Below are 24,973 nucleotides of genomic sequence, written 5' to 3'. Positions count from 1 at the left end.
CCGTTCTCGTTGTGCTGTTCAGCCTGCCGGGCTCGCGGCCGCTCGCTCACCCGACGGCCGTCGCACCTCCCTAGCGCCCGGCCCTGAGCTCGGCCAGGACCTCACCGAAGCGGTCCAGACCCCAGTTGAGGTCCTCCTCGCTGATGACCAGCGGCGGCGACATCCGCACCGTGGACCCGTGCGTGTCCTTGACCAGCACACCGTGCTCGGCGAGCTTCAGGCACAGCTCCTTGCCCGTGCCCAGCGCCGGGTCGACGTCGATGCCGGCCCACAGGCCGATGCTGCGCGCCGAGACCACCCCGTCCCCCTCGAACTCCTTGAGCCGGCGCTTGAGCACTTCGCCCAGGCGCCGCGCGTTCTCCAGGTAGGGCCCCTCGGTCAGCATGGAGACCACCTGCCGCCCCACGGCGCCCGCCAGCGGATTGCCGCCGAACGTGCTGCCGTGCTGGCCGGGCTGGATCACCCCGAGAACGTCCTCGTCGGCGACCATCGCCGACACCGGCAGGATGCCCCCGCCCAGTGCCTTGCCGAACAGGTAGGCGTCGGGGACCACACCGGTGTGCTCACAGGCCCGGATCGTTCCCGTCCGGCCGAGCCCCGACTGCACTTCGTCGGCGATGAACAGGACGCGTTCGCGGTCGCAGATCTCCCTCACCCGCGGCAGGTAGTCCGGCGGAGGCACGATGACGCCCGCCTCGCCCTGGACGGGCTCGATCAGCACCGCCGCCGTGGTGTGGTCGATCGCCTGCGCGATGGCCTCGGCGTCCCCGTAGGGCACTGAGCGAAAGCCCGGCGTGTACGGTCCGAAGCCCGTCCTGGCCTCGGTGTCGGAGGAGAACGAGATGATCGTGGTCGTGCGACCGTGGAAGTTCGCGCCCGCGACCACGATGGTCGCCTGGTCCTGCGGGATGCCCTTGACCTCGTAGCCCCACTTGCGGGCCACCTTGATGCCGGTCTCGACCGCCTCCGCGCCGGTGTTCATCGGCAGGACCTTCTCCTTGCCGGCCATGTCGGCCAGGGCGCTGACCCAGGGGCCGAACTGGTCGTTGTAGAAGGCGCGGCTGGTGAGCGTCACCCGGTCGATCTGCCGGTGCGCCGCCGCGAGGAGGTCGGGGTTGTGGTGGCCGAAGTTCATGGCCGAGTACCCGGCCAGGCAGTCCAGGTAGCGGCGCCCCTCGACGTCGGTCACCCAGGCCCCGCGGCCTTCGGCGATCACGACGGGCAGGGGTGCGTAGTTGTGCGCCGAACGCGCCTGTGCGAGCGCGATGTGATCCGCGCTGGTGAGTGCTTGTCCGCCCGGGTTTCCGGCGGAGTCCTGCTGGCCCAGATTCTGGGTGCTGCTCATCTAGCCGCTCCGATCACCATTGACCGTTGTCAGTCCTGAGATACCCACCGTCGGGCCCGGTAGAGCCCTCTGGCGAGAAACCATCAAGAGTTGAACAGATCACACGGCACCCCCACAAGAGGTAAGCCATGTCACTCGCCGCCCCGCGGTCCGAAACCCCGGGCGCGAGGGCCTCGAACACCCTCTGAGCGGGGCCGTCACATCCAGTGTGACCTGCGAGGACTCCCCGGGTGACGCGGTCCACAACCCCACTGGCGATCGGGTCGGCCCCCGAGGGGTACCGTCGCGTGAAAGCCACTCGGCCGCCGTGACCCCGCGGGCGGCCCCGGACCATGCCAGGGAGGTCGGGCGTGTCCATCCATACGTCTGCGAACGAGTCCCCCGACGCCCCCTTCTCGCTGTCCCGCCTGGTGTCCGCCGTCACCGACGCCGTCCCCGACCGCGTCGCCCTGGTGGCCGGTCCCCGCCGGCTGACCTACCGTGCCCTGCACGACCGATCCGTGCGCCTGGCCCGCCACCTCGTGGCCGAGGGCGTGCGTCCCGGCGAGCACGTGGCGGTGCTGTCCTTCAACCGCGCGGAGTGGATGGAGTCCTTCCTGGGGATCCTGGCCGCGGGCGCGGTCCCGGTCAACGTCAACTACCGCTACGTCGCGGGCGAGCTGCGCCACGTGCTGGCCGACGCGCACGCGGTCGCGCTGATCGCCGAGGACTCCCTGGCCGCGGCCGTCACCGCGATCCGCCCCGACCTGCCCCGCCTGCGGCACGTGCTGCTGATCGAGGACGGCGGCGTGCGCGACGCGGCCCTGGAGGGCACGGACTACGAGTCCGCCCTGGCCGCCCGCTCCCCGGAGGCCGACGACACCCCCGCCCTGCCCGGAACCGGCGGCGACGACCACTACCTGCTCTACACCGGCGGCACCACCGGATACCCCAAGGGCGTGCTGTGGCGCCAGGCGGACATCTTCCGTGCCGCGCTGGAGCGCCGCGCCCCCGGCGCACCGCGCGCTGAGTCGCCCGCCGACGTCGCCGCACGCGCCGCCGCCTGCTTCCCCCAGCGCATGCTCGTGCTCGGCCCGCTCATGCACGCCGCCGGCCAGTGGAACGCGCTGAGCATGCTGCTGTGCGGCAAGCGCGTCGTGCTCTCCACCGACCGCAGCTACCGGCCGGACCGCGTCCTCGAAGTCGCCCACCGCGAGGGCGTGCACGCCGTGCAGCTGGTGGGCGACGCCATGGCCCGGCCCCTGGCCCGCCACCTGCTCACCGAACCCGGGCTGTGCCCCGACCTGACCTCCGTGCGCTCCGGCGGCACCCCGCTCACCCCGCCCGTGCGCGCGCTCTGGCGGGCCTGGCGCGAGGACGTGGTCCTGGCGGACGCCTACGGCGGTTCGGAGACGGGCGTGTGCGGGTCGGCCACCGGTGAGGACGACGGCTCCGACGGTGCCCGCGAGGACGCGCCGACGCTCTCCGGCGGCGCGGACCTGCGCAGCTTCACCGTGGGCGGCAGCATCGCCGTGCTCGACGACGACCTGCGGCCCCTTCCGCCCGGCTCACCGGTGGTGGGCCGCATCGCGCGCAGCGGCCGGATCCCGCTGGGCTACTACAACGACCCGATCGCCACCGGCCGGACCTTCCCCACCGGCGCCGACGGCCGCCGCTGGGCCCTGTCCGGCGACTACGGGACGCGCGCCCACGACGGATCCATCGCCCTGCTCGGCCGGGGCAACGCCGTGATCAACACCGCCGGGGAGAAGGTCTACCCCGAGGAGGTCGAGGCCGCGTTGAAGGCGCATCCGGCCGTGGAGGACGCGATCGTGGTGCCCGCCCCCGACGAGCACCTCGGCCAGCGCGTGACGGCGCTGGTCTCCGTGGCCGCGGGCGCACGCCTGGTCGAGACCGAGCTGCGCGCGCACTGCCGGGTGCGCCTGGCCGGGTTCAAGGTGCCGCGGACGGTGCACTTCGTCGACCGGGTCCGGCGCACGGCGGTCGGCAAGCAGGACTACCGCTGGGCGGCGTCGGTCGCGCAGAGCGGCGAGAACACCACGCCGAGTTTCGGACGCTGAACACCAGCCGCATCACCTACCCGAAACCCCGCGGATCCCACGCAGCGCGCACCTCCGCCACCCCGCTCCCCCGCTACACTGGCCGGACCCGGCCCGGCCCAGGGACCTCGCAGGTCCCTCCCCCAGCACGCCCCGGGCGGCACACACCCAGCGGCGGTCGGCGCAGCGCCCCTACACGAACGCGCCCCGCCCCCGCACCCCCGACCGGCCCGTGTCCCACGGGTGGGTACGGTGACCACACAGGACGGAGGACGGCGCCCCTCCCGGGCCTGCCCCGGGCCGGCGCCCTACAACTCAGATGGCCAAGTCAGCAGGCTCCTTCATCTTCAACGCGGTGCGCGGCGGGGCCGTCGGCACCTCCGAGGCGCTGCCCGGCATCAGCGGCGGCACGGTCGCGCTCATCGTCGGCCTCTACGACCAGCTCATCGGCGGCGCCGGCCACATGGTCAGCGGCATCAAGCGGTACGTGACCGACGTGCCGCGCGGCCGCGGCAGGGAACGCGCGAACGAGCAGTTCCGGATGGTGGACTGGAGTGTCCTGGTCCCCGCGCTGATCGGCATGGTGATCGCGCTCGGCCTGGCCGCCGTCCTGCTCTCCCCGCTGGTGGAGGTGTACGCCCAGTACGCCTACGCCCTCTTCTTCGGCCTCGTCCTGGCCTGCCTGTGGATTCCCTACACCGGCGCGGGCAAGAAGTGGCGTGCCTGGCACTACCTGGTGGCGCTGGCCGTCGCCGTGGTCGCCTTCCTCCTGACCGGCATGCCGGGCGCGAGTCTGCCCCCCAACCCGGTGTTCGCCTTCCTCGGCGGCGCCGTCGCCATCTGCGCGCTGGTCCTGCCGGGCCTGTCCGGTTCGTTCATCCTGCTCACGCTCGGGCTGTACGAGCCCACGATGCAGGCGGTACGGGACATGGACGTGGCCTACCTCGGCGTCATGGCGCTGGGCATGATCACCGGCCTGGCCCTGTTCGTCAAGCTCCTGCAGTACCTGCTGGAGAACTTCCACCACCTCACCCTGGTGGTGCTCACCGGCCTGATGGCGGGCTCGCTGCGCGCCCTGTGGCCGTGGCAGGACCACGACCGCAACCCGCTGCCCATCACCGACGTGCCCGTGACCGTGGCCTTCGCGGTGGGCGGCTTCCTCGTGGTCACCGCGGCGATCGTCTACGAGCACCGCAAGAAGGCCCAGTCGGACGCCGGCCACGGAGCGGCCCCCACGCGCGTCCACTAGGGCGAGTTCCGTGGATGGCGCCCGTCGCGAGCGGCGCATCCAGTGGTGCTCTCACCAGGCCGAAGAGGGAGCTCCCCTCCTGCGCGGGCTTCGCCGTCGTCGCACGGCGGGGGCCCGGGTGGTTCCCCTGTCGACTGATGAGAACGCGGTGAGAGTGCCGCCGGGGCGACGCGCAGCAGGGCGGGCAACCGCCGGACATGCCCTAGGCTCGGTGGCGACTGACGCGGGGTGCCGGGAACAGTCCTCCCGGCTGAGAGCACACCCGTCGAACCTGCCCTAGGTCGTGCTAGCGAAGGAACGTCATGAGCGCGTACAACGTGTTGTCCGTGGCCGGAAGCGACCCGAGCGGCGGCGCAGGGATCCAGGCCGACCTCAAGGCCTTCTCCGCCCACGGGGTGTTCGGGATGACCGTGGTCACCGCCCTGACCGCCCAGTCCACCCGCGGCGTCACCGGCGTCCACGGCGTCCCGGCCGGTTTCGTCACCCGGCAGGCGGACACCCTGCTGGCCGACGCCACCGTGCACGCGGTCAAGATCGGGATGCTGGGCACGGCCGAGGTCACCGGAGCCGTGGCCGAGGCGATCGACCGCCACCGGCTGGTCAACGTCGTCCTGGACCCGGTGATGGTCGCCAAGAGCGGCGACCGCCTGCTGGAGGGGACGGCGATCGAGGCCCTGCGCTCCCTGCTGTTGCCGCGCGCGGACCTGCTCACGCCGAACCTTCCCGAGGCGGCCGACCTGTTGGGCGTGTCGGAGGCCGTCAGCCTCAAGGAGATGCGCGACCAGGCCGAGCGGCTGCTGGAGCTCGGTCCGCGCCGGGTCCTGCTCAAGGGCGGCCACCTGGCGGGCGACGAGAGCGTCGACGTACTGGTCTCCCGTGACGAGGAGCCGCTGGAGTTGCGGGCGCCGCGGGTGGACACCCGCAACTCGCACGGCACGGGATGCACCCTGTCGTCGTCGATCGCGGCTCTGCTGCCCCAGCGCCCGGACACCGCCTCCGCCGTCCGCGACGCCAAGGCCTACCTGACCGAGGCGCTGCGCCGGTCGGACGAGATCGACGCCGGCGGCGGTCAGGGCCCCGTGCACCATTTCCACCCCTGGTGGTAGCGGACGGGTCGTCCGCACAGCACGGAGGGGGACCGCACGGCGTGCGGTCCCCCTCGTCGTCCCGGGCCGACCCCGGGCCGTGGCGCGCTACCCGCGCACGTCGTCCATGACGGCGTCGGGGTTCTTCCAGTCGGGGAACGCGAAGAACTTCCGGGTCTCCGCGACGATGATCGGCGACAGCAGCAGCAGCCCGATGAGGTTGGGCAGCGCCATGAGACCGTTGGCGATGTCGCTGAACAGCCACACGTTGCTCAGGTCGGCGACCGCACCCACGAAGATGACCGCGATGAACACCAGGCGGTACGGGGTCACGAAGCCCCGGCCGGCCAGGAACTCGATGCACCGCTCACCGTAGTAGGCCCAGCCGAGCAGCGTGGTGAACGCGAACACCGCCACGGCGATCGCCACCACGTAGGCGCCGACCGGGGCCAGCCCCGGGCTGACCGACCTCAGGCCCTCGGTGAGGGCCTGCGTGGTCAGCAGCGAGCCGTCCTCGGGGTTCTCCGCCCGCCACACACCGGTCGTGATGATGACCATGCACGTCATCGTCACGACGATGATGGTGTCGATGAAGGTCTGGGTCATGGAGACCATGGCCTGGCGGACCGGCTGCGTGGTCTTGGCGGCCGCGGCGGCGATGGCCCCGGTGCCCAGACCCGACTCGTTGGAGAAGATGCCGCGGGCGAAGCCGTACTGGATGGCCATCAGCACACCCGCGCCCGCGAAACCGCCCGCGGGAGCGGTACCGGTGAAGGCGGTGGTGACCACGAGCTGGAGCGCGGGCAGGATCTGCGCCCAGTTGGCGGCCAGCACCACCAGGCAGATGGCCACGTAGGCGATGATCATCAGCGGCACGAGCGCGGAGGCGACCCGGCCGATGCTCTTGATGCCGCCGAGGATGACCGCACCGGCCAGAACCATGAGGATGAGGCCGATCACCCAGGTCGGAGCCGGTGTGACGCTCGACATCTGCTGGGCGACCGTGTTGGCCTGCGTCCCGTTGCCGATACCGAAGGCCGCGATGGCGCCGAAGACGGCGAAGGCCACCCCCAGAGTGGTGCCCAGACCGCCGGGCAGACCGTACTTGAGGTAGTACATCGGTCCGCCGCTCTGCTCACCCTTGGAGTCGGTGCGGCGGAACTTCACCCCCAGCAGGGCCTCGCTGTACTTCGTCGCCATGCCGAAGAAGCCGACGACCCACATCCAGAACAGGGCGCCGGGGCCGCCGAGGCCGATGGCCAGCGCGGCGCCGGCGATGTTGCCGACGCCGACCGTGGCGGCGAGCGCTGTGCTCAGTGCCTGGTAGTGGGAGATGTCGCCCTCGACCGAGGGGTCCTCCTTGCGCCGGACCAGCGCGAGCCACAGCGCGTGCGGCAGCTTGAAGAGCTGGAGCAGTTTGAGCCGGATGGTGAGGAACACGCCGACAAAGAGCAGCAGCGGGATGAGGACGAAGGGCCCCCACACGATGCTGCTGACGATGCCGGCCATCTCAAGGAGTTGATCCATGGGGGATCTCCCTATCACGATCAGGGGCCGGGGGTTGGTCGTGTACCCGCGGTCGGCGGAACAGCGTCCCTCCCAGGAGAACGGGCCCGCGGGCCGCGGGCACACTCAGGGTGCTGTCAGATTTGCAGTGAATCGTCACGGACACGTCACGTTCGCCCGACGCAAGCGTTGCGGGTCGGGTGCTCACGCGTCCTGCGAACCGTCGCCCTGGGCCAGGGCGAGCCGGCTGAGCACGGCGGCCGCGGCCTCGGGGTCCGCGCCCTGGCCCACCGCCACGCCGAGCAGGTAGGTGGTCAGGGGCGCGGCCGGTCGCGCGACGGAGTGGGCGGCGTCTCTGGCCAGGTCGAGCACCCGGTCCACATCGGCTCTGCCCAGCGGTTCCGTCCCCACCAGGTCCAGCTCCGCGCGCACGGCTTCGGCCCATTCCACGAGGGTCACCACAGGACTCCTTAGAGCAATTCATTCGTCACAGAAGGCGATCATAGTCACCGCCGGGCCACTCGGCGGCCACCCGTCCGCACCGGCCGGGTCACCGCGCGCTCCGCGAACCCACGCCTGGCCTTCGGGAACGGTTCTCTCGGGGCCTGACCGGGGTTCACCCCCCGAGCCTAGCGTCGAAGGCAGCCATCCCCCGGCGTTGGGAGCAGCCAGAATGTCCCCCACAGCAACCGACCGCACCGACCGGAGACCGTCCTCGCCTCCCCTGCGCGTGGCGATCGTGACCGAGTCCTTCCTCCCGCAGGTCAACGGGGTGACCAACTCCGTGTGCCGGGTCGCCGACCTCCTCGCGGCCCGGGGCCACCAGGCGCTCGTGCTCGCCCCCGGGCACGGCCCCACCTCCTACGCGGGCTTCCCCGTGGTCCGGATGCCCGCCCTGCCGCTGCCCTTCTACCGTGAATTCCCCGTGGGTCTCCCGGCGCGTCGCACGATGACCGCCGCCATCCGCGCGTTCGCCCCGGACGTGCTGCACCTGGCCTCCCCCGCCCTGCTCGGCCTGGCCGCGGTGGACACCGCGCGCCGCTGGGCGCTGCCGACGGTGGCCGTGTTCCAGACCGACCTGCCGGGTTTCGCGAGCCGTTACGGCCTGCCCGGGTCCGAGGCCCTGTGGTCGCTGATGCGCCGTACGCACGCGGCCGTGGACCGGACGCTGGTGCCCTCGTCGGCGAGCATGGAGGCCCTGTCGGCGCACGGCTTCCCCCGCCTGGACGTGTGGCGGCGCGGGGTGGACACCGTCCGCTTCTCGCCCGAGCACCGCAGCGAGGACCTGCGCCGCCGCCTGGCGCCCGACGGCGAGGTGATCGTGGGCTACGTGGGACGGCTCGCCAAGGACAAGCGGGTGGACATGCTGGCGCACCTGGCCAGGCTCCGCGGGATCCGGCTGGTCGTCGTGGGCGACGGCCCCGAACGGTCGCGCCTGCGGCGCCTGCTTCCGGACGCGGTCTTCACCGGGCAGCGCACCGGGGCCGACCTGTCCCGGCTGTACGCCTCCCTGGACGTGTTCGTGCACACCGGCGCCGACGAGACCTTCTGCCAGGCCGTCCAGGAGGCCCTGGCCTCGGGGGTGCCCGCGGTGGCGCCGGCCGCGGGCGGTCCGCTGGACCTGGTGGTGCCCGAGGGCAACGGTCTGCTGTTCGCGCCCGACTCGGTGCGCGAGCTGCGCGTGGCCGTGGGCCGTCTCGTCCACAACGCGGAGCTGCGCGCGGGGATGGCCGGGCGGGCGCGGCCGTCGGTGGAGCACAGGACCTGGGAGACCGTGGGAGAGCAGCTGCTCGACCACTACCGCGCCGTCATCGCGCCGAGTCCGGAGCTGGCCGCCCGTGCGGAGCGTGAGGCCTCGACCGCTTAGGGCGTGTTCCGCGGATACTCACCCTGCTGCGCGGCGCCCCGGCACGCCTCCCGCCGCGGTCTCATCAGTCGACAGCCACACCGGGACGCCTTCTTCTTCGGCCTTGCGGCAGCCGCACCGGAACGCCGCTCGCGACGGGCGGCATCCACGGAACACGCCCTAGATGCGTACGGCCCTGTGGGGCGCGGGTTCGCCGGGCCCACCTGCCCCGCCGCCTCCTGACCGGTCGGCGGCACCGGCGGCACGCGTGGATCCGGCCGCTCCCGGGCCCGGGCGGCGCGGGAGCGGCCGAACCGCGGTGTGTCCGCCCCGCCCCCTTCACGGGGCGGACACGGGGTGGGTACTGGGGTCGGGCCCGCCCGCCGCAGGTGGCGGGCGGACGGGCGTCAGCGGGACGCCGGCGCGGTCTCGGACTTCGGGTGGGGGATGACCGTGCTCGGAGTGTCGCCAACGACCGCGTCCAGGACCTCGGACAGTCGGTCGAGGTGGGCGCGGATCCAGGGCAGCGCGGTCGGGTCGGTGGCGGCGAGCGCGGCGTAGCGGCGCTCCTCGGTGTCGCCGTAGAGCAGGCTGGTGGCCACGCGCATGCGCAGGGCGTCGGCGCCCTCGCCGAACTCGACGGCGGGCAGGACGCCCATGCCGTGGCGCTCCAGTAGGAGGCCGGTGAGCCCGGCTCCGGTGGTGACCCCGTGCAGGGCCGCCAGGCGGTCGCGGAGCGGCTCGAAGTCGGGATAGAGGTAGAACGCGGCTCGCGGGGTGGCGACCGCGGCACCGGCCCGGGCGAACCGGCGGGACACGGCGGCCGCGACGATCCCGTGCAGTCGGCGGCTGCGGTCGACGTGGTCGCGCAGTTCCCGGGGTTCGGTGAAGGCGTGGGCGGCCGCCTGCTGCACGGGTGCGGCGGGGCTGGACCAGATCTCGCTGGCCACGCCGAGAAGCCCGCCCCGCAGGCGGTGGCCGATCTCGGAGTCGGGCAGGCGGATGACACCGATCCGCCAGCCCCCCAGGGCGAGGTTCTTGCTCAGACCGGTGGAGATGACAGTGCGTTCGGGCGCGTATTCCGCGGGACTGTGCACGCGGGCCTGCTCCTGGCCCTGGGCGACCGGGTGGACGAGGTCGCGGTAGATCTCGTCGGAGATGATGACGAGGTCGAGTTCGCGGGCGACCTGCGCGAGGCGCTGGACGGTCGCGGCGTCGGCCACGGTACCGGTCGGGTTGTCGGGCAGGGTCACGACGACGGCGCTGACGGTGCGGCCCTCGTCCCGGGCGGCGGTCACGGCCGCGAAGAGCAGGTCGGGCTGGGGTACGCCGCCCTGGCCGGCGGCCGTGGGGACCATGACCGGCCGCTGTCCCAGCAGGCGGCTCTGGGCCGCGTAGCTGACCCAGCTGGGCGCGGCGATGGCGGTGTCGCCGCCCACCTCCATCAGCAGGCTGTAGAGCAGCGGCTTGCTGCCGGGACCCGCGATGACCATGTCGGGGTCGGTGGGCAGACCGCGCCGCTCCCAGTACCCGGCGGCGGCGGAGCGCAGTGCGGCGGACCCGGCGACGGGCCCGTAGGCGTTGGCGCCGTTGCCCTCGCAGAGCCGGTCCCGCATGACCGGGTGGACCGGGAGCCCGGCTTCGCCGAAGCCGAGCGGCAGGACGCGCACCCCCTGGCGTCGCTTCTCTGCGAGGGCTTCGTTGACAGCGAGGGTCGCGGACACAGTGACGGTCATCGAGGACTCATCTCCGGCTCATGTTCTGGCTGTTGACCGCGCCTTGGGGCTACGGTCTGTCACCCCCAGCCTGCCCAGACCGCGACATCAGTACAAGCGAGTCTTTTCGATGCTGAGCGTAAGATGTTCTTATGCTCGATCTGCGCCGCCTGCATCTGCTCCGCGAGTTCAGCGCCCGGGGCACCATCGCCGCCACCGCGCACGCCCTGGGATACACGCCCTCGGCCGTCTCACAGCAGTTGGCCGCACTGGAGAGGGAGACGGGTGTGGCGCTCCTGGACCGCTCTCCGCGCGGGGCGGAGCTGACCGACGCCGGACGGCTGCTGGTCCTGCAGGCGGACGAGATCCTGGCGCTGGTGGAGGCCGCCGAGTCGATCATCGCCGAGCAGTCGGACGTGGCGCTCGGTGTGGTGACCGTCACAGCTTTCCCGACGGCCGCCGTGGCGTTCGCGCCGCTGCTCGCGCCCCCGCTGCGCCGTCACGAGGAGATGCAGCTGGTCCTTCGCCAGACGCTCCTGGCGACCGGGACGCAGAAGGTCCGCTCACGCGAGGTGGACGTGGCGCTGGTCGACGACTGGACGGGCCAGCACCCGGGCCGCGGCCCCGACAGCGGGCTGCGGCACGTGCACCTGCTGCGCGACCCGCTGGTGCTGGCGGTCCCCGAGGACCACGCGCTCGCCGATCCGGAGCGCCCGGTCGTGTTGGAGAACCTGTTGGGCGAGTCGTGGGTCGTGGCCCCCGAGGGAGAGCGGTCGCGCTTCGGCACCGACCGCCTGCTCGCCGAGGTGGGCGGACTACCGGGAGCGGCGTGGGAGTTCGAGGGGCTGGGCACCATCCTGAGCCTGGTCTCGCGGGGGATCGGGATCGCCGCGGTGCCCGCGCTGGCGTTGGTGGGAGCGCCCGCGGGGCTGGCCTACCGGCGCCTGCCCGCCTCCGCGCCCGAACGGCACGTGTACGCGGTCCTGCGTCCCGCCTCCCTGCGCCGCCCCGCCGTCCAGGTGACCCTCTCCGCCCTCAGGGACGCCGCGCGCCAGGTCGAGGAGCTCCTGGCCGCCATGCCCGAGGGCCCCGTGTAGGGCGCCCGGACCGCCCCGGGCCCGCGCGGCCCCGGGACACGGCGGTGGGCCCGACCGGCCGGTCGGGCCCACCGCCGTAGGGCAGGCTTCGCTCTCCGGGCGGCCCCGGGCCTGTCCGGTGGATTCCCGCGCCGCCGCGCGGCACCGCCGCGCGCACGCTCCGGTCGTTCCACCGGACACCGCTCAGTCCTCGGCCGCCCTCCGTCTGCTCCGGTCGATCCTGCGGCGCAGTCGGCGGCAGACGTGCAGTGCGCGGTCCCGGTCGTCCCGGGCGTTCCACCACCGCGCGTAGGCCTCCAGCCGCCGACGACGCAGTGCCTCCAGTTCCGCCTCCATTCGGGCCACCCTGTGCTCCAGGTCGATGCGCTCGCGCTGGAACGCCGACATGTCGCGCTCGTGGAACCCGGCCTCTCGTTCGGCTCTGACCAGCCGCTCGGTCAGCCCTTCGGCGACGTTGCCGCCCCGGGCGACTCGGCCGATCCTGGTCTGTGCACTGATGCCCTCGAACCACACAGTGTCTGGTGTTTCCCGAAGTACACCAAGCTCACCGATCGCTACGCAAAGAATACGGAAAGCGACAAAAAGGTACAGAACACCTAAGCGGCTACGACCTTCGCCTTCCGTGACCGTACGGGCTCGCGTCCCTGGAGCCGTCGGTAGACGTCCTCGAACCGCGCGAGGGAACGGTGGTGGTCGTGCCGCAGCGCGATCTCCCGGCTGGCCCGCCCCAGCGCCTCGCGCCGGGAGCCGAGCACCGTGAGCAGCCGGTCGGCCAGGTGCAGAGGGTCCCCCGCGGGGAAGAGGAACCCGTTGCGCCCCTCCTCCACCAGGTGCGGCAGGGCCATCGCGTCGGCCGCCACGACCGGCAGACCGGTCGACATCGCCTCCAGCGTGGCGATGCTCTGCAACTCGGCCACACCGGCGATGGCGAAGACGTCACCCGCCGCGTAGACCAGCGGCAGCTCAGCGTCCGGTACGAAACCGAGGAAGAACACCCGGTCGGCCACGCCCAGCTCGGCGGCCAGCGCGCGCAGCTCGTCCTCGCGCTGTCCGGTCCCCGCCAGCGCCAGCTGCACGTCGCGCTCACCGGAGACTGCGGCCAGCGCCCGGATGGTGTCGTCGATCCGCTTCTCCGCGTCCAGGCGCCCCACGAACACGACCGTGTCCCGCTCGGGCAGCCCGAACTTCGACCGCGCGGCCTCCCGGTCACCGGACCGGGGGTGGAAGCGCTCCAGGTCGATCCCGCACGAGATGTCCTCCACCGTTCCCGCGAACCCCTTCTCCCGCAGCAGCTCGGCCGCGCGCGGCGTCGGGGTGGTCACGTAGTCGGCCTCGGCGGCGACACCGACCATGTCCCGCCACGCCAGCGACCCGGCCAGACCGTGCACGGCGCCGGGCAGGTGGGCGTGCGCGTAGAGGTTGTCCGGCATGAAGTGGTTGGTCAGCACGACCGGGATCCCGGTGGCTCTGGCCCGGCGCTGGGCCGTCCGGCTGAGCGTGAAGTGGCTCTGCACGTGGACGACGTCGGGGTCCAGGCGGGCCAGCAGGCGCGCGATGTGTCCGCGCATACCCAGCGGCAGGGCCGCGCGCATGCTCTCCTGGAACGGGATCGGCGCCGAGCGCAGACGGTGCTCGGTCACCGCGCCGTCGACCGTGACGTAGGGGGCGCCGCGCTCCGACGGGCACACCACGTGCACGTGGTGGCCACGGTCGGCCATCCCCTCCGCCAGCCGGTGGGTGAAGTAGCCGGCACCGTTGACATCGGGCGGGTAGGTGTCCGTGGCGATGAGGACACGCAGTGCGCGAGTGGGCTGGGCCATGGTCGAACTCCTTGGATCCTCAGGTGTTGACGGTGCTGCCGGTGTGCTGGTGCTCTGCTTCGGGGTTGCGGTGGCGCGCCTGCGCCAGGCTCACGGTTCCGACGATGGCCAGTGCGGCGAAGGCGGCCGCCGCGAACTGGGTCGGCGGGGTCTCGGGGGCTCCCTCGCCCAGGAGGAGGGCTCCGATCCCCACGCCGACCACGGGATCGGTGATGAGCAGGGTCGCGTAGGCGGCGGCGAAGTGCCCGGTGCGGTAGGCGTTCTGCATGAGCAGGGCGCCGAAGACCGCGGTGACCAGCGCGAGGGGCGTCAGCCAGCTGAGGACACTGGTCCAGTCCTCGTGCACGCCCGCCGTGATCACCCGGGCCAGGCCCGACGTGGTGCCCATCGCGGTCCCGCCGGCCAGGGCGAGCACGATGCCGCGCGTGCCGTCCGGCATCCAGTGCGCGGTGAGGTAGACCGCCGCTCCGAGTCCGAGCGTGGCCCCGGTCAGGGCCAGCGCCACGGACGTGGGCAGCAACGGGGTGTTCGAGCCGTGCGGGAACAGCCAGAGGACGCCCACGAGGCCGACCATGACGGCCGCACCCGCGATGATCTGCCCGACGCCCACCCGCCGGCGGGTGAACACCGCCGAGAGCACGATCGCGAAGAGCAGGCCGGTCACGCCGATGGGCTGGATGATGGTGAGCGGCGCGCCGCTCAGGGCCACCAGGTGCAGGCAGGCGCCCAGGACCGCCGCGGCGCTGCCGATCACCCAGCGCGGCTGGCGGACCAGGTGCAGGAGGAAGCCGGCCCGGGCGACCCGGTGTCCGGGTGCGCGCACGGCGTCGCGCTCCTGCATGGCGGAGCCGAGTGCCAGGGTGAAGGCGCCGGCGACGGCGATCAGGACGGGCCAGACCATCAGCTCCACCTTCCGTCCGCTCGTGTGCGCGCCTCGTCCGCCTCCGGCCCCGGACGGACCACCGGTCTCCGGAGAGCGCCCGCCGGCCTGCCCGGCCAGGGGTATGCCGAGAACAGTACGGACGGGCGGTCCGTCCCTGCGATCACGCCACCCCCCGGTTCCCGGGTAGTGCTCACCCCACCCCTGCTCAGGGTTCGACCCGTCTGGACACCAGGGACACGTGCCCGTGTCCGCGGGTGCTGTTCCTACGCGTGCCACCACTGATGGGGCGATAAGTCCTTCTCCTAGTCAAATGTCAGCATTTCGGGGCCACCCGTCGGTGCACGGCGGCCAGGGTGTGCGCCGCGCGCGCTCCGTGGCACTATGGCGGGTATTGGTCTAGACCGGATAGGAGCACCTCCCCGTGCCTCACACCTCCCCTCCCTCCCTCCTGCCCCGGCCCGTGTCGGCCTCCACCGGCGAACCGGGCTCGCTGACGCTCACCCAGGCCACCCGCGTGTCCGCCGACGCCCCCGCCGCCGGAGTCCTCGCCTGGCTCCAGCGGGAGGTCGGCGCGGCCACCGGCCTGCCGCTGGCCACCGGCGACGAGGACAGCGCACAGATCCGGCTGAGCGTGGACCCCGGGGCCGGCCTGGGACACGAGGGCTACCGGCTCATCGTGGACGGGGAGGGCGCGATCATCGTCGGGCACGACCCCGCCGGCCTCTTCTACGGCGCGCAGACCCTGCGCCAACTGCTGCCGCCCGCCGCCTACCGCGGCGCCCCGCTGGGGGACACGGCCTGGACGCTGCCGCCGGTGAGCGTCACCGACGCCCCGCGGTTCCGTTGGCGCGGCGTGATGCTGGACGTGGCCCGCCACTTCCTCCCCAAACGCGAGGTCCTGCGGTTCATCGACCTGCTCGCCATGCACAAGCTCAACGTGCTGCACCTGCACCTGACCGACGACCAGGGCTGGCGCGTGCAGATCCGCCGCTACCCCAAGCTCACCGAAGCGGGCTCCTGGCGGACCGAGAGCCAGCAGGGCGCGGGGCGGCCGCCGAGGTTCGACGGGCGTCCGCACGGGGGCTTCTACACCCAGGACGACATCCGCGAGATCGTCGCCTACGCCGAGGCCCGGCACATCGGCGTCGTTCCCGAGATCGACGTGCCCGGCCACTCCCAGGCGGCCATCCACGCCTATCCCGAACTCGGCGAGAGCGGGAACATCCCCGTCGGTACCGAGTGGGGCATCTTCGACGAGGTCCTCGCGGTGACCGACCACGTCCTGGACTTCTACAAGAACGTCTTCGACGAACTCGTCGAGCTGTTCCCGAGCACGTACGTGCACGTCGGTGGCGACGAGTGCCCCAAGACGCAGTGGCGGAACAGCGCGTCGGCCCAGCAGCGCATCCGGGACGAGGGCCTGGCCGACGAGAACGAGCTCCAGAGCTGGTTCATCCGCCAGTTGGACGACCACCTGGCCAAACGCGGACGCCGACTGCTCGGCTGGGACGAGATCCTGGAGGGGTGGCTCTGGGAGGGCGGCGACACCCCCGAGGGCGGTCGGGGGCAGCGGTCGGCGGGGCTGAGTCCGAACGCGACCGTGATGTCGTGGCGCGGGGAGGAGGGCGGGATCGCCGCCGCGCGCGCCGGCCACGACGTGGTCATGAGCCCCACCCGCACCTCCTACCTCGACTACAAGCAGTCCGAGTCCGAGGACGAGCCGGTCCCGGTGGGCACCCTGCTGCGTGTCGAGGACGTCTACCTGGCCGAACCGGTCCCCGCCGGCCTCACCGAGGAGGAGGCCGAACACGTACTGGGCGCCCAGGTGAACGTCTGGACCGAGCACGTGGACACCCCGCGCAGGCTCGACTACATGGTCTTCCCTCGCCTGTCCGCCTTCGCCGAGCAGGTGTGGTCGACCGGCTCGCGCGACTACGCCGAGTTCGAACCGCGCCTGCGCGACCACCTGGACCGGTTGGCGGCACTCGGCGTGGAGTACCGCCCTCTGGACGGCCCGCACCCCTGGCAGACCCGCCCGGGCCTCGTGGGCTGGGGCTCGTAGGCGGAGCGGCCGGGACACGGCCGCCCCCGGTGTGCCCGCGCACCGGGGGCGGCTCACGCCCGTCGGGGACCGGCGCCGCATCAGAAGTAGGTCGCCACGGCGTCCACGACCGTGTCCTCGTCGTCGAGCACCGGCAGGACCCGCCAGCGGTCGAAGGCCGTGCACGGGTGCGAGATGCCGAAGGACACCAGGTCGCCCGGGCGCACACCGAGCTCCGGTGCGACCGTGAGGTAGGCGTGGTGGTCGTTGAGGCCGGTGACCTCCATCCCCGTGGCAGGGACCGTGGCACCGTCCGCGCGCCGCAGCACGCGCGGGACGGGGAACCCCTGGTCGGAGTTGGCCTCCCGGCGGCCCATCCCGGCGATGGCCAGGCCCCGCTCGGGAGTCGAGGTGATCTGCGCCCACAGTTCCAGCGCACCGGCCAGCGCGTCGGGTCCCTCGGGCAGCCTGCGGTAGGGCGTGGTCCGCCGGTACAGGCCGTCGTCGTGCGCCACGTAGGCCCCGCTGCGCAGGATCGGCAGCACGTCCGAGCGGCCGCCGACCTCCTCGGCCACGATGTCGAACCAGGCGCTGCCGCCCACGGACAGCACCGGGCGCCGCACACCGAACCCCGCGGTGATCGCGGCCGCGTCGCCGACCAGGTCGCGGACGAAGGCGCGCACGCCCTCGGCGTCCTTGACCGGACCCTCGTACCCGGCGACACCGGCCAGCTCCAGTCCCGGCGCCCCGGCCACCGCGCGCGCCACGGACAGCAGCTCCTCACGGGTACGGCATCCGGTGCGTCCGCCGGGCGTGCCGCGTTCGACCAGCACTCGCAGCGGACGGCCGCCCCGGGCGTCGGCGGCGGCCCCCGCCGCGGCGGCCACACCCTCCGCGGAGTCGGCGTAGAAGAGGAACTCGAATCCGGGGTCCCGGTCGAGTTCGGTGACGAGCAGGCGCAGCACGCGCGCGTCCAACAACTCGTTGGCCAACAGGACACGGGAGACCCCGAAGCGGCGGTAGGCCAGGACCTGGTTGGCCGTGGCGGCGGTGATCCCCCAGGCGCCGGCGTCGAGCTGGCGCTGCAGGAGCGCGGGCGCCATCGAGGTCTTGCCGTGCGGGGCGAACAGCAGCCCGTGGCGGGCGGTGAAGTCGGCGAGCGCGGCGATGTTGCGGTCCAGGGCCGAGGCCCGCAGCACCATGAGCGGCCAGGTGAACGGCCCCGTGAAGAGCCTGTCGCGCCGGGCGGCGAACTCGTCCAGGGGGATCGCTTCACCCGTCCACCACAGCCCCTTGGTCCGCCAGTCGACGAGTTCGCGGGGGATGGTCAGCCGTTCGCTCACGTGTGTGCCTCCTGAAGGGGGCCCGCCCCGGGACGGCGGTCGTCGCCGTCCCGGGCGGGCCCGTGGTCGGTCACGGGGATCATCCCACCGGAGGCGGGCGCGACCGGGGGCCGGAGGGTGTCCGGCCTCAGGCGAAGGGTCCGGCCGGCGGCACGACGATGGGCGCCCGCGGGTTCCGGTCGCCGGAGAAGTCGTCGATCGCCTCGCGGCCGACGTCCGGGGTGTTGGTGATGAACCCGTCGACGCCCATTTCCAGGACGGCGTCCATCCGGGCACGGTCGTTGATCGTGTACGGCATGATCTCGAAGCCGGAGTCGTGGAGCAGGTCCACGTAGTCGGCGTCGATGGAGTTGTGGTTGGGGTTGATCAGGTGGGCCCAGCCGAACTCGTCGAGGCGGTCCTCGGGGACGCGGCCGAGCAGGGCGTGCGGCACCGACGGCATCAGTTCCTTGGAGCGCTCGGTCACCCGCCAGTCGAAGCTCTGCACGACCAGGTGGCGCGGCTGCCACGGCGGGTTGTGCCGCAGCCACTGACGGCGGTCGGTGAACTCGTCGGCGACCAGTTCCTCCATGCCCGGGTAGAGCGCGGGCTCCTTGAGCTCCAGCAGGAGGTTGAGGTCGTGCTCCTCCAGGCGGTCCAGCGCCTCGCCCAGGGTCGGGACGGGCTCGCCCTCGAAGGAGGCGTCGAACCAGGATCCGGCGTCGAGTTCGCGGATCTCGTCCATGGTGAAGTCGGCGACGTCGTAGGGCGCCCGTCCGGGGAACCGCTCCTCGACGTCCGTGGTGCGCGCGAGCGTGGTGTCGTGCATGATCACCAGTTCGTCGTCCGCGGTCAGTTGGACGTCGATCTCCACGGTCTCCGCTCCGCGTGCGGCGGACTCGTCGATGGCCGCCAGCGTGTTCTCGGGTGCGTACGCCGAGGCGCCGCGGTGGGCGATGGCGTCCAGCGGCCGGACGGGGTTGGGGTGCTCGACTGCGACGCGGGTGCTGGCCGCGATCGTCTGGGGGTGAAGTGTGGGCGCGGCGAGCGCGCTGCTCGCGCTCGTGACGACGATGAACGAGACGGCTCCGACGATACCGATGCGGTGCACCGGACCTCCCAAGTGCGCGTGGACTGGCCAACTGCCACCTCAGGGTGAACGCGCGTGGTGACCCTGCGATGACCGTGTGCGGAGCATCCGGTGATCGGCTGCCCACCATCTGGTGGTACATGGCGTACGTGCCGAGTGACCCCACGGCCACTACCGTATGCATCTGCTTGATCACTTTATGTACGAATTTTGACGACGAATCCCCTCGATAATCACAGGCTGCCCTGAAATCATTACCCCTAGTAGTCGATGGGAAGGAACACGCATGCGCAAGCACCACAAGAGGTGGGTCGCGCTGTTCAGTGCCGCCGCCATCTCCACGACTGGGCTGATGGGCGTTAGTGGGACGGCGGTCGCCGACGACAAGGACTCGCGGTCGCTCAACTGGCCGCTGATCACCCAGGGCGTCTCGACCTACAGCCTTGACGGATACGAGATCGGCTACCTGCCGCCGGGGCTGGAGCGCTACGGCATCAGCGCCTCCTCCACGACCGACCGGCAGGGCAACCGGCAGTCCCAGATCTCCTGGACACAGGGTCCCGACCAGCTCTACGGCCGCGTGGCCGTGGTCCGCTCCGAGGCGTTCCAGGAACTGGACGACCTCCGTCAGAGCCGGTACGGGCACCTTCCCACGGGAGAACTCGACCGTCTGGAGCCGAACGAGACCTTCACCGACGGCGCCTTCCTGTCGGAGGAGTCGGGCGACCTGTTCTGGCTCGAGGAGCCGGGCGTCGCGGTCACCACGCACCTGCAGCCGGACCGGTGGAGCGGGAACGAGCTGGTCAAGTTCGCGACGTCCGTGGAGGAGTCGGAGCGCGGGAGCGAGGGCGCGGAGAACGCGAACGCGGACGCGGAGGACGCCGCCGTGGTCGAACCGGTGGCCGAGGAGCCCGCGGCCGAGGAGCCCGCGCCGGAGCCCGAGGCACCCGCCGAGGAAGCACCCGAAGCGGAGGCTCCGGCAGAGGAGGCGCCCGCACCCGAGGCACCCGAGGCACCCGCCGAGGAGCCCGCGCCGGAGCCCGCACCCGAGGCACCCGCCGAGGACCCCGCACCCGAGGCTCCGGCCGAGGACCCCGCGGCCGAGGCACCGGAGGCTCCGGCGGAGGAGGCGCCCGCCGAGGAGGCACCCGAGGCGGAGGCTCCGGCCGAGGAGGCACCCGAAGCGGAGGCCCCTGCAGAGGAGGCACCCGAGACAGAGGCACCCGCCGAGGAGCCCGCGCCGGAGCCCGCACCCGAGGCACCCGCGGAAGAAGCACCCGCGGAGGAGGCACCCGAAGCCCCGGCGGAGGTGCCCGCCGACGGGGCACCGGAGGGGGAAGCGGTCGACAGCAGCAGCTCCCGCCAGGTCAAGGAGTGCCTCATCGACCAGTTCGTGGACTTCGGTTCCGGCGAGACCGTGCTGGACGCCGAGGCCCTGACCCCGGACTCCGGAGCGTTCGTCGAACGGGCCCTCTCCAAGGGGGACCTGAACGACGCCGAGCGCGACCGCCTTCTCGCGACCGTCTGGTACTACGGCGCCGAGGAGCAGAAGACCTCCGCCACGGGCGAGTGCGCGCAGGCCAACGACATGGACAGGGCCGAGGTGGAAGAGGTGCTGGCCGAGGTGGCGCACCTGATCGCCGCCCTGGTCCAGGAGGCCGAGGACGCGATGACCGAGGGCATGGACCAGGTGTCGCAGACCGGCCAGGGCGGGGAGCTCCCCGAGGAGGCGGAGATCGACCCGGTCGACGCCCAGGAGTGGCAGGAACTGTGGGAGTCGCTGCCCTGGAGCATCCCGGCCGAGGCCGACATGAACGGTTCCTGAGCTTCACGCGGCGGCCGGAACGGAGTGGGACCGACCGGCGGGCAGCCCGAGGGCGGCGGCCCCTGAGGGCCCCATGAACCACGTCGATCCGGGGCTGGTGCCAGGCACCAGCCCCGGTTTCGCGTCTGCGGACGAGGCGACCGGCTCACCGGCCGGCTCGAAACCGCCGGAAACGTCGACCCCATATCGGACATCGCGGACTTGATGTACGGTCGCCTCCATATCCGGTCCCGGAACGTCCACGTCAGCGCGTCCCCGGCACCGGGACGTCCTGCGGCCGTAGACGGCCACGTACGGCCGTGCCCGGTCGCGCGGGCGCCGCCGCCCGCTCCGGCCCGCCGGAAACGGAAGGGCCCGCCACGCCCCGTCCCCCGGCGGCCGGCACCACCGCTCTTCCGACCGCCGCCCGGCTCCCGGCGCCCACTCCCTGGAAAGGCCCCCTCAGATGCCCGGTTTCACCACCCGCCCCCAACTGGTCGGCGACTTCGGCATGGTCGCATCGACCCACTGGCTCGCCAGCGCGGGCGGCATGTCCGTCCTGGAACGCGGCGGCAACGCCTTCGACGCCGCCGTGGCGGCGGGCTTCACCCTCCAGGTGGTCGAACCCCACCTCAACGGTCCCGGCGGCGAGGTGCCCATCATCCTGCGAGCCGCGGGTGGAAGACCCCGCGTCCTGTGCGGGCAGGGGGTCGCTCCCGCGGCGGCGACCATCGACGCCTTCACCGGCATGGACCGCATCCCCGGGGCGGGTGTCCTGGCCGCCACCGTTCCCGGCTCCTTCGACGCCTGGATGCTGCTGCTGCGCGACCACGGCACCATGACCGTCCGCCAGGTCCTGGACCACGCCGTCGGGCTCGCCGAACGCGGCTACCCCGTCCTGGAGCGGATCGCCCTCGCCGTCGAGGCCCTCGCACCCGTGTTCTCCCGTCACTGGCCCGGCTCGGCCGCGGTCTACCTCCCGCACGGCACAGCGCCCGCCGCCGGCTCCCGCCTGCGCAACCCCGCCCTGGCCGCCACCTACCGGCGGATCATCGCCGAGGCGGAAGGCGCCGGTCCCGACCGCGAGGCCCAGATCGAGGCCGCACGCCGCGCCTGGTCCCAGGGCTTCGTCGCCGACGCGGTCGGCGCGTTCCTCTCCTCCCCCGTCCCCGACGGCGCGGGCGTACCCCGGCGGGCGCTGCTGAGCGCCCAGGACATGGCGGACTGGCGGGCCCACTTCGAGGACACCGTGAGCGTGTCCTACGGCGACCACACCGTGCACAAGACGGGACCGTGGGGCCAGGGTCCGACGATGCTCCAACAGCTCCGGCTGGCCGAGGCCCTGGGCACCGGCCACGATGTCCTCGACGGGGTCAGCACGGAGTTCGTCCACCGGGTGGCCGAGTCCGCCAAGCTCGCCTTCGCCGACCGCGAGGCCTGGTACGGCGATCCCCTCCGCACCGACGTTCCGCTCGAGGAGCTGCTGAGCGCCGACTACGCCGCCCGGCGCGCCGCACTCGTGGACGACTCCACCGCGAGCCTGGAACAGCGACCGGGCCGGATCGGCGACCGCCCGCCGTTCCTGCCGCCGGAGTACCTGCCGGGCCGGACGCCGGGCGACCGCACCACAGGGGAGCCCACCGTCCGCGACGCGGCCGGGGCGGCGCCCGCCGACCTGCGCGGGGACACCTGCCACCTCGACGTCGTCGACGCCGCGGGCAACATGGTCTCCGCCACGCCCAGCGGCGGCTGGCTCAGCAGCTCCCCGGTCATCCCGGACCTGGGCTTCCCGCTGGGGACCCGCGCGCAGATGTTCTGGCTCGACCCCGCCTCTCCCAACGCCCTGGAGCCCCGCAAGCGCCCGCGCACCACACTGTCGCCCACCCTGGTCACCCGTGCGGACGGAGAGGCGGTCCTGGCCATCGGCACGCCGGGCGGCGACCAGCAGGACCAGTGGACCTTCACCGCGCTCCTGCGGGTCCTCAACGGCGTGGACGACCTCCAGGAGGCCCTGGACACGCCCATGTTCCACACCAACGCCTTCCCGAGCTCGTTCCACCCCCGCGAGACCGTCCCCGGCGACCTGGTCGTGGAGCCGGGCGTGGGCGAGGACACGATCCGTGGCCTGCGCACCCGCGGCCACCGTGTACAGGTCGCACAGCCCTGGTCCCTGGGCCGGCTGGCGGCCGTGGCACGTGATCCCGAGTCGGGGGAACTGCGTGCCGCCGCCGACGCGCGCGGCGCTCAGGGGTACGCGGCCGGGCGCTGACCAGGAAGGGCTGGGGCCGAAGGCTCTCGGTTGAGGGTGGAAGCCCCGCCTCCCGCGAAGCTCCCGGGGGGGCGATGGCGGGAGACGGGTGGAAGGAGACGAATCGCCCAGGAAGTCGTCGGTGAGATGACCGAGATGAGTGATAGGAACGGGTTGAAGGCGCTTGTTTGCCTTGATCGTGCCTCTTGCCAAATCGTCCGGTCACTGCTTATGTAGGACCTGTGCGACGACCCGCCCACTGACGGCGTGCGTTTCGTCAGAACTCAATACCACGAATAGCAGGGGACCGCTCGCTGTCTCCCCCTCCCTCAGCGGCGCCCCTGTTTCCTCCTCCTCACCGAGGCCTGCCTTCCCCTCCCGGCTGGGTTTTTCGGACAAGGAGAAACGAGTGGGCCGTGGTACCACCGAAGCGGTGGTACCACGGCCCACTCTCGTTATGCCTGTTACTCACGGGATGAATACCAGGAAACAGCGCGGAGACAATTCCGCCCCGCCCCGAGTCGGGGGCGGGGCGGATCGACGGCCTTCGCGCACCGGGGACGCGGGGCTCAGGTGTTGACGCGCACCGCGCCCGCGTAGTTGCCGGTGCGCACGGGCGTGACGCGCACGTCCAGACCGGTGCGCGGGGCTTCCAGCATCTCGCCGTCGCCGAGGTAGATGGCCACGTGGGAGATGTAGTCGGGTGCCGTCGGGTCCGCGCGCCAGAACAGCAGGTCGCCGCGCTCGATGTCGTCGAACGCCACGCGCTCGCCCGCGTTCCACTGGTCGTGCGTCACGCGCGGGATGGACACCCCGGCCTCCCGGAAGGCCCACTGCAGCAGGCCGGAGCAGTCGAAGCCGACGTTCGGCGTCGTGCCGCCCCACACGTAGGGAACGCCGAGCTGGGTCTCCGCGTGCGCGATGACCTCCTCGATCACCGAATCCGGCACCGCGTCGCCGGACACCTCCGGCTCGGGGTCGTCGGCGACCAGTTGGAGTGAGGTGTCCTCGCCGACCGCCTCGCCCAGGGCCTCGTGCAGCTCGTACAGGTCGGCGTCGGGGGCCGAGACGACCAGGGCGTTGCCCTCGGGCATGCCGAGTTCGGCGGCGCGCTCCCGGGAGACCAGGGCGTCGATTCCCGCGATACCGGAGGTGGCGTGCGTCCACACCTCCAGGGGGACGTCGCCGCGGCCGCCCTCGACGGTGACCTCGCTGCCCACGTCCAGCTCGCGTTCGGTGCCGACGGCGTTGGACAGGGCCACGCGGCCCTCGGCGACCCCCTGCCAGATCTCGTCGGACTCGGCGGAGGGCGCGGGGGCGTGGTTGCGGAAGCGGGAGGGGTTCACGCCCAGCACGGAGGTGGGCTCCCCGTCCACGCGCACACGGGCGGCGTCGACGGTCAGGACGTGCTCCACGCCCTCGATGTCGCGGACGGCGTCCACCGTCTCCCGGGGCAGGGTGGTGGGTGCCACGACGAAGTACTCGACGCTGCGCGCCTCGCGGAAGGGGGCCACGTAGGCGTCGCGGCGAAGGTCCTCGGGATCGGCGACGTCGGGGGCGTCGGACGGGGAGTCCCCGGCGTCGGCGCGGTCCCGGGGGTGGGAGCCGCTGGGGGCGCCGGGGGACAACTGCTCGGAGACGGCGGGACGGTCCTCGACCACCGGGTCGGCCCAGGCCGGGGCGGCGCCGAAGGCGGTGAAGGCGACCGCGAACGCGGCCGTGGTGCCCGCGCAAGTTCTCAAACGGCTCCGCACGGGGGGCCTCATCCTCTCCTGGACCGCCGGGGCGGGGGTCCCCGGAGGCGCGATGTCGGTGCGGTACGTTCCGGATCCAAGAATGGGCGCAGCGGCGCCGGTTGGCAAGAAGTCCACGCCGTCCGATAC

The 24,973-nt window shown here is 72.6% G+C and carries 18 protein-coding genes and 1 riboswitch; of the genes, 8 read left to right on the top strand and 10 right to left on the bottom strand.

Going from position 1 to position 24,973, the window contains the following annotated elements:
* Positions 1–70: 70 nt before the first annotated feature.
* A complete protein-coding gene (gene rocD / locus M1P99_RS19000) occupies positions 71–1,345 on the bottom strand; it encodes an ornithine--oxo-acid transaminase (RefSeq protein WP_304453946.1) in 1,275 nt (424 codons plus the stop codon).
* 356 nt (positions 1,346–1,701) lie between these two features.
* Between rocD and M1P99_RS18995 the strand changes: the two genes are divergently transcribed.
* From M1P99_RS18995 to thiD, 3 genes are all read left to right on the top strand, one after another.
* A complete protein-coding gene (locus tag M1P99_RS18995) occupies positions 1,702–3,405 on the top strand; it encodes an acyl-CoA synthetase (RefSeq protein ID WP_304455750.1) in 1,704 nt (567 codons plus the stop codon).
* A gap of 298 nt (positions 3,406–3,703) precedes the next feature.
* Complete coding sequence (locus M1P99_RS18990; protein WP_304453945.1) at positions 3,704–4,633, top strand: DUF368 domain-containing protein; 930 nt, start codon at positions 3,704–3,706, stop codon at positions 4,631–4,633.
* A gap of 214 nt (positions 4,634–4,847) precedes the next feature.
* A riboswitch (TPP riboswitch) is annotated at positions 4,848–4,948 on the top strand.
* Entirely contained in the window at positions 4,936–5,739 is an 804-nt protein-coding gene (gene thiD / locus M1P99_RS18985; protein ID WP_304453944.1) for a bifunctional hydroxymethylpyrimidine kinase/phosphomethylpyrimidine kinase, read from the top strand. It overlaps the preceding riboswitch by 13 nt.
* Before the next feature lie 87 nt (positions 5,740–5,826).
* Here thiD and M1P99_RS18980 read toward each other — a convergent pair whose 3' ends face one another.
* Positions 5,827–7,245: a sodium:alanine symporter family protein gene (locus tag M1P99_RS18980; RefSeq protein WP_304453943.1), complete on the bottom strand. Its 1,419-nt coding sequence runs from the start codon at positions 7,243–7,245 to the stop codon at positions 5,827–5,829.
* Between the two features lie 183 nt (positions 7,246–7,428).
* Positions 7,429–7,683 carry a DUF6457 domain-containing protein gene (locus tag M1P99_RS18975; protein WP_304453942.1) on the bottom strand — a complete coding sequence of 85 codons (255 nt, stop codon included), beginning with the start codon at positions 7,681–7,683 and terminating at the stop codon, positions 7,429–7,431.
* A gap of 214 nt (positions 7,684–7,897) precedes the next feature.
* Here M1P99_RS18975 and M1P99_RS18970 point away from each other — a divergent pair, with 214 nt between their 5' ends.
* Complete coding sequence (locus M1P99_RS18970; RefSeq protein WP_304453941.1) at positions 7,898–9,091, top strand: glycosyltransferase family 1 protein; 1,194 nt, start codon at positions 7,898–7,900, stop codon at positions 9,089–9,091.
* A gap of 386 nt (positions 9,092–9,477) precedes the next feature.
* Here M1P99_RS18970 and M1P99_RS18965 read toward each other — a convergent pair whose 3' ends face one another.
* A complete protein-coding gene (locus M1P99_RS18965; protein ID WP_304453940.1) occupies positions 9,478–10,806 on the bottom strand; it encodes a pyridoxal phosphate-dependent aminotransferase in 1,329 nt (442 codons plus the stop codon).
* A 131-nt stretch (positions 10,807–10,937) separates the two neighbouring features.
* Between M1P99_RS18965 and M1P99_RS18960 the strand changes: the two genes are divergently transcribed.
* Complete coding sequence (locus M1P99_RS18960) at positions 10,938–11,882, top strand: LysR family transcriptional regulator (RefSeq protein WP_304453939.1); 945 nt, start codon at positions 10,938–10,940, stop codon at positions 11,880–11,882.
* Positions 11,883–12,065: 183 nt separating this feature from the next.
* Here M1P99_RS18960 and M1P99_RS18955 read toward each other — a convergent pair whose 3' ends face one another.
* The 3 genes from M1P99_RS18955 to M1P99_RS18945 form a co-directional block, all read right to left on the bottom strand.
* Positions 12,066–12,395 (bottom strand): hypothetical protein, encoded by a 330-nt coding sequence (locus M1P99_RS18955; protein ID WP_304453938.1) that lies wholly within the window; start codon positions 12,393–12,395, stop codon positions 12,066–12,068.
* An 83-nt stretch (positions 12,396–12,478) separates the two neighbouring features.
* Positions 12,479–13,702 carry a glycosyltransferase gene (locus tag M1P99_RS18950; protein ID WP_304453937.1) on the bottom strand — a complete coding sequence of 408 codons (1,224 nt, stop codon included), beginning with the start codon at positions 13,700–13,702 and terminating at the stop codon, positions 12,479–12,481.
* A gap of 19 nt (positions 13,703–13,721) precedes the next feature.
* Entirely contained in the window at positions 13,722–14,603 is an 882-nt protein-coding gene (locus tag M1P99_RS18945; protein WP_304453936.1) for a DMT family transporter, read from the bottom strand.
* A gap of 403 nt (positions 14,604–15,006) precedes the next feature.
* Here M1P99_RS18945 and M1P99_RS18940 point away from each other — a divergent pair, with 403 nt between their 5' ends.
* Complete coding sequence (locus M1P99_RS18940) at positions 15,007–16,647, top strand: beta-N-acetylhexosaminidase (RefSeq protein WP_304453935.1); 1,641 nt, start codon at positions 15,007–15,009, stop codon at positions 16,645–16,647.
* Between the two features lie 80 nt (positions 16,648–16,727).
* Here M1P99_RS18940 and M1P99_RS18935 read toward each other — a convergent pair whose 3' ends face one another.
* Together M1P99_RS18935 and M1P99_RS18930 are read right to left on the bottom strand one after the other, a co-directional pair.
* A complete protein-coding gene (locus M1P99_RS18935; RefSeq protein WP_304453934.1) occupies positions 16,728–17,969 on the bottom strand; it encodes an alanine racemase in 1,242 nt (413 codons plus the stop codon).
* Between the two features lie 127 nt (positions 17,970–18,096).
* On the bottom strand, positions 18,097–19,059 hold the full coding sequence (locus M1P99_RS18930; protein ID WP_304453933.1) for a glycerophosphodiester phosphodiesterase family protein: 963 nt from the start codon (positions 19,057–19,059) through the stop codon (positions 18,097–18,099).
* A gap of 265 nt (positions 19,060–19,324) precedes the next feature.
* Between M1P99_RS18930 and M1P99_RS18925 the strand changes: the two genes are divergently transcribed.
* Positions 19,325–20,863 carry a hypothetical protein gene (locus tag M1P99_RS18925; protein WP_304453932.1) on the top strand — a complete coding sequence of 513 codons (1,539 nt, stop codon included), beginning with the start codon at positions 19,325–19,327 and terminating at the stop codon, positions 20,861–20,863.
* A gap of 445 nt (positions 20,864–21,308) precedes the next feature.
* On the top strand, positions 21,309–23,111 hold the full coding sequence (locus M1P99_RS18920) for a gamma-glutamyltransferase family protein (RefSeq protein ID WP_304453931.1): 1,803 nt from the start codon (positions 21,309–21,311) through the stop codon (positions 23,109–23,111).
* A gap of 548 nt (positions 23,112–23,659) precedes the next feature.
* On the opposite strand, the gene M1P99_RS18915 is transcribed toward M1P99_RS18920, so the two are convergent.
* Complete coding sequence (locus M1P99_RS18915) at positions 23,660–24,844, bottom strand: C40 family peptidase (RefSeq protein WP_304453930.1); 1,185 nt, start codon at positions 24,842–24,844, stop codon at positions 23,660–23,662.
* Between the last annotated feature and the right edge of the window lie 129 nt (positions 24,845–24,973).

It is taken from the genome of Nocardiopsis sp. YSL2 (genome assembly GCF_030555055.1).
Lineage (GTDB): Bacteria > Actinomycetota > Actinomycetes > Streptosporangiales > Streptosporangiaceae > Nocardiopsis.
Note: the sequence above shows the minus strand (reverse complement) of the source record. Positions and strands in the feature narration are given on the sequence as shown.

What these genes read in the sequence shown, in the direction of transcription:
- M1P99_RS18965 (WP_304453940.1), bottom strand. Translation starts at nt 10,806, where the DNA reads ATGACCGTCACTGTGTCCGCGACCCTCGCTGTCAACGAAGCCCTCGCA.
- M1P99_RS18980 (WP_304453943.1), bottom strand. Translation starts at nt 7,245, where the DNA reads ATGGATCAACTCCTTGAGATGGCCGGCATCGTCAGCAGCATCGTGTGG.
- M1P99_RS18960 (WP_304453939.1), top strand. Translation starts at nt 10,938, where the DNA reads ATGCTCGATCTGCGCCGCCTGCATCTGCTCCGCGAGTTCAGCGCCCGG.
- M1P99_RS18920 (WP_304453931.1), top strand. Translation starts at nt 21,309, where the DNA reads ATGCCCGGTTTCACCACCCGCCCCCAACTGGTCGGCGACTTCGGCATG.
- M1P99_RS18950 (WP_304453937.1), bottom strand. Translation starts at nt 13,702, where the DNA reads ATGGCCCAGCCCACTCGCGCACTGCGTGTCCTCATCGCCACGGACACC.
- M1P99_RS18990 (WP_304453945.1), top strand. Translation starts at nt 3,704, where the DNA reads ATGGCCAAGTCAGCAGGCTCCTTCATCTTCAACGCGGTGCGCGGCGGG.
- rocD (WP_304453946.1), bottom strand. Translation starts at nt 1,345, where the DNA reads ATGAGCAGCACCCAGAATCTGGGCCAGCAGGACTCCGCCGGAAACCCG.
- M1P99_RS18945 (WP_304453936.1), bottom strand. Translation starts at nt 14,603, where the DNA reads ATGGTCTGGCCCGTCCTGATCGCCGTCGCCGGCGCCTTCACCCTGGCA.
- M1P99_RS18970 (WP_304453941.1), top strand. Translation starts at nt 7,898, where the DNA reads ATGTCCCCCACAGCAACCGACCGCACCGACCGGAGACCGTCCTCGCCT.
- M1P99_RS18925 (WP_304453932.1), top strand. Translation starts at nt 19,325, where the DNA reads ATGCGCAAGCACCACAAGAGGTGGGTCGCGCTGTTCAGTGCCGCCGCC.
- thiD (WP_304453944.1), top strand. Translation starts at nt 4,936, where the DNA reads ATGAGCGCGTACAACGTGTTGTCCGTGGCCGGAAGCGACCCGAGCGGC.